Source organism: Pseudomonas sp. EGD-AK9, assembly GCF_000465935.2.
Classification (GTDB): Bacteria; Pseudomonadota; Gammaproteobacteria; order Pseudomonadales; family Pseudomonadaceae; genus Aquipseudomonas.
In genome coordinates this window covers 1-3,565 of sequence record NZ_AVOF01000326.1, presented here as the reverse complement: position 1 = coordinate 3,565, position 3,565 = coordinate 1, and the positions used below count along the sequence as shown (strand labels likewise).

General features: G+C 69.5%; 2 protein-coding genes and 2 pseudogenes. 1 reads left to right on the top strand and 3 read right to left on the bottom strand.

Features of this window, described 5'->3' with window-relative positions:
* Positions 1 to 494 (bottom strand): annotated as a pseudogene (gene malF / locus N878_RS15170) (maltose ABC transporter permease MalF); the annotation flags it as partial.
* 60 nt (positions 495 to 554) lie between these two features.
* A complete protein-coding gene (gene malE / locus N878_RS15165; RefSeq protein WP_021444468.1) occupies positions 555 to 1,742 on the bottom strand; it encodes a maltose/maltodextrin ABC transporter substrate-binding protein MalE in 1,188 nt (395 codons plus the stop codon).
* A gap of 258 nt (positions 1,743 to 2,000) precedes the next feature.
* On the opposite strand from malE, the gene N878_RS15160 reads away from it, so the two are divergent.
* Positions 2,001 to 3,080, top strand: a complete 1,080-nt coding sequence (locus tag N878_RS15160) for a hypothetical protein (RefSeq protein WP_021444467.1) — start codon at positions 2,001 to 2,003, stop codon at positions 3,078 to 3,080.
* A 161-nt stretch (positions 3,081 to 3,241) separates the two neighbouring features.
* Here the strand turns inward: N878_RS15160 and N878_RS29000 are convergent.
* Positions 3,242 to 3,565, bottom strand: a pseudogene (locus N878_RS29000) (D-hexose-6-phosphate mutarotase); the annotation flags it as partial.

Here is a 3,565-nt window from a genome sequence, read left to right as displayed (position 1 = left end):
GCATCGCCGGCCAGGGGCGGCGAGACGAACGCGCCGCGCTCGCCCTTGTCGACGCGCAGACGCAGCTCGCCGGCCTCATCACGGTGCAGGCTGAAGGCGTAGCGCTCGCCGGCCAGGTAGGTCTGGCGCAGGTGGTAGCGCTGCACCTGCTCGAAGCTCAGCAGGTTGCTGCCGCTGTAGTTGGTGAAGCCGATGCCCACGGTGTACAGCAGCGGGAAGATGACGAACACCAGCATGCCCGCCAGCGCCGGGTAGATATAGCGATGGGCGTAGGCACGGCGACTGATGAACACGTAACTGGCGATGCCGGTGACCACCAGCCCGAGCAGGGCGAAGGCCAGCTGCTGCTGGGCGTAGAGCGCCACCACCAGGTACAGCGCCAGCGCATTGAACAGGCCCCACAGGCTCCAACGCAGGCCGGCACGCAGGGATGGCAGGGAAAACAGCTTCATGGGCGTAGCGGCCACGGCGGCGGAAAGATTGACGACGGACATCAGGGTTATAGCCTCGGAGCGGGGCCGCCGCCGACGCCAGGCGTCGACGGCGACCGGATTTCACTTGGCAATGCGCTTGGCAGCGTCGTCCAGCGCGGCGTCCACGGTCTGCCGACCGGAGGTGATGTTGCTCAGCGCCGGCGCCATGGCCGACCAGAAGGCACCCATCTCCGGCACGTTGGGCATCGGCTGGCCGAGCTGGGCGTTGTCGAAGGTGGCCTTGATCAGCGGGTCGCTGGCCAGCTCGGCCATATAGGCCTTGTTCGGCACCGCGCCGAGCGGCACGTCGGCACTCATGGTCTTGAGCCCCTCGACCTGCAGCAGGTAGTTCTCGAGGAACTCCACGGCCAGCGCCTGGTTGGGGCTGGCGGCGTTCAGCGCGGCGGCCATCACCCCGCTGAAGGGCCGGCTGGGGGCGTCGCCGACCGCGGGAATCGGCGCCACGCCGAAGTCGATGCCGCTCTTTCTGGCGTTGGCCCAGGCCCAGGGACCGCTGATGAACATGGCCGACTCGCCCTTGTTGAAGGCCGCCTCGGCGACGCTGTAGTCGGCGCCCTTGGGCATCACCCCGGCGTCGATCAGTGCCTTGAGGGTGGCCGCGCCCTGCTTGGCGCCGGCGCTGTTGACCCCGGTGCGGCGGGTGTCGTAACCGCCCTCGGCGGCGGCGAAGGCGTAGCCGCCGTTGGCGGCCAGCAGCGGCCAGGTGAAGTAGGTGTTGTTGTAGTCCCAGAGGATGGCGCGCTTGCCGGCCTTGGCCAGCTCGGCGTTGAGCGCCAGCACCTCGTCGAAGCTGGCCGGCGGAGTCGGCACCAGCGCCTTGTTGTAGAGCAGACCGATGGCCTCCACCGCCATAGGGTAGCCCCACAGCTTGCCGCCGTAGGTCACCGCGTCCCAGGCGAAATCCTCTATCTCGCCCTGGGTCTTGGCACTGGGGGTGATCGGCGAGATCAGCCCGCTCTGCGCCCATTCGCCGAGGCGGTCGTGGGCCCAGATGAAGATGTCCGGGCCGTTGCCGGTGGCGGCGGCCTGCTGGAACTTGTCGGTGGCGCTGTCCGGATGGGCCACCTCGACGGCGATGCCGGTGTCGGCGGTGAAACGCTCACCGACCTTGGCCAGGCCCTTGTAACCCTTGTCGCCGTTGATCCAGATGACCAGCTTGCCCTCCTCGATGGCGGCCTGGGCCGGCAGGGAATGGCTCAGGGTGGCGGCAAGGCCGATGGCGACTGCGCTGAGCAGCGTCTTGTTCATGTCTTGTTGTCCTCGTGGCTTCTTGTTTTTGATCCACAACCGCGGCGAGCCGGTGAGCGCTCTGCCAGCCCGGTCATCCTCGACCGAAAGGGCAAGCGCCACATCCTCCCCGGTCGCGCTCTCGAGGGCGTAGAAGCGGGGGCGTAGTCTGCCAGCGCCTCCCTGAAAAAAGTATGCACCCCTGCCCCTTCTGCGCCTGTCACGCAGACCGGCGGCGCGCTGCAATGCTGGCCTCCCTCCTCGCCTCAGGGTATCGCCATGACCCCGCAACAACAGCGTCGCCAAAGCCAGCTGGCCTTCGCCGCCAGCGGCGCCGAACTCGCAGTGGGCTCGCCCGCCGACTGCCCGCTGCCCCTCGACCAGCTGCTGGCCACCCGCCCAGACAGCCCCTGGGTGCGCCGCCATTTCGCCGGCGGGCTGACCGCCGAGGTCTACCAGCTCGAAGCCGGCGGCCGGCTGTGGACGCTCAAGCGCGCACGCACCCCGTGCAAGGTGCGCAACCCCGACGGCCAGACCTCCTTTCTCAACGAAGTGCAGCGCCGCGGCGAACTGCAGGCGCTCAAGCGCCAGGCGGACTGGGGCGAGGCCCTGGCCGGCATCGTCGAGACCCGCTACGCCAGCTACCGCCAGGGCCTGCTGCTGTCGCCCTGGATCGCCGGCGAGGCGATCGACGAATGGGACGAGCGGCGCCTGCTGCAGCTGTTCGACAGCCTGCGGGCGCTGCTGCAGCTGGGCTTCTTCGAGTGGGACCTGTGCCCCGGCAACCTGCTCGACGACGGCCGCATCCGCCTGTTCGACTTCGGCTATATGTACCGCTTCGAGCCGCTGCAAAGCTTCAACAGCAACGGCCTGCTGAGCCCGCAGCACCATGGCGCCGAGCGCTTCGAGACGCGCTGCTACTACGCCCATCTGCTGCGCCTGGAGCACCGGCGCGGGCAGAGCGCCGCCCTGGCCGCGCTGGAGCTGGAAAAGCGCATCGCCCTGGACTGCTACCAGCGCCTGCATCGCGAGCTGAGCACCCGCGGCGCCAGCGCCACGGTGCTGGCCTGGCTGGATGGCATCATCGACCAGTGGCGCACGGCGCTGCGCGGCGGCCTGGATGGCCTGTACCTGCGCGAGGCTTGGCGCTCGCACCTGAGCGACCTGCAAGACGATCTGGGCGGCCAGACCTGCACGCCGCTGACCCTGCAGCGCATCGCCTGGCTGCAACGCTGCCTGGACGAATGCGGCGCCCAACTACAGCGCCTGGAACTGCTCGAAGGCCGCACCGCAGACGCCTGGCGCGCCCGGCTGGAACAGGCGCAGCAGCAGGCGCACGACTGGCAGGTCAGCGAATAGGCGGGAGAGGGGTGGTGCGCACGACCCAGGCGGCCCCGGGCGCCCCAGGATTCGCCACGCCATACCCGGAGACTGGCGTATCGGCGCCATCCTAGGGTGCGCACCGCCGCCCAACGGATACGGCCGTTAGCCCCTAGCCCGGATGCCATCCGGGAATGGCCTCAAACCAGGCCCGCGCGCAAGCTCAGCACCCCCTCCTCCCCCGGCTGCAGGCACAAACTGTCGGGGCCGCAGCTGGCGGCTTCGACGCAGAGAAAGCCCAGGCTCTCGTTCCAGCCAACCTCGGTCAGCGGCCGGCTGCCGGGATGCCAGACCACGCTGTTGGCGCCGCCGCGGGTGTCGATGGCCAGGCGCCGCTGCCAGGGCAGGTCCTGCAGCTGCAGCAGGCCGGCGTGGCGGAAGATGCGGTGGCAGCCGTCCTCGATGCGCAGCTCGCCCTCCTGGCGGCAGTCGGCGCGCGCCAGCAGGTCATGGCCGGCGGCGCC

Excerpts from the sequence above, each read along its gene's own strand:
- malE (WP_021444468.1), bottom strand. The coding sequence starts at position 1,742 with ATGAACAAGACGCTGCTCAGCGCAGTCGCCATCGGCCTTGCCGCCACC.
- N878_RS15160 (WP_021444467.1), top strand. The coding sequence starts at position 2,001 with ATGACCCCGCAACAACAGCGTCGCCAAAGCCAGCTGGCCTTCGCCGCC.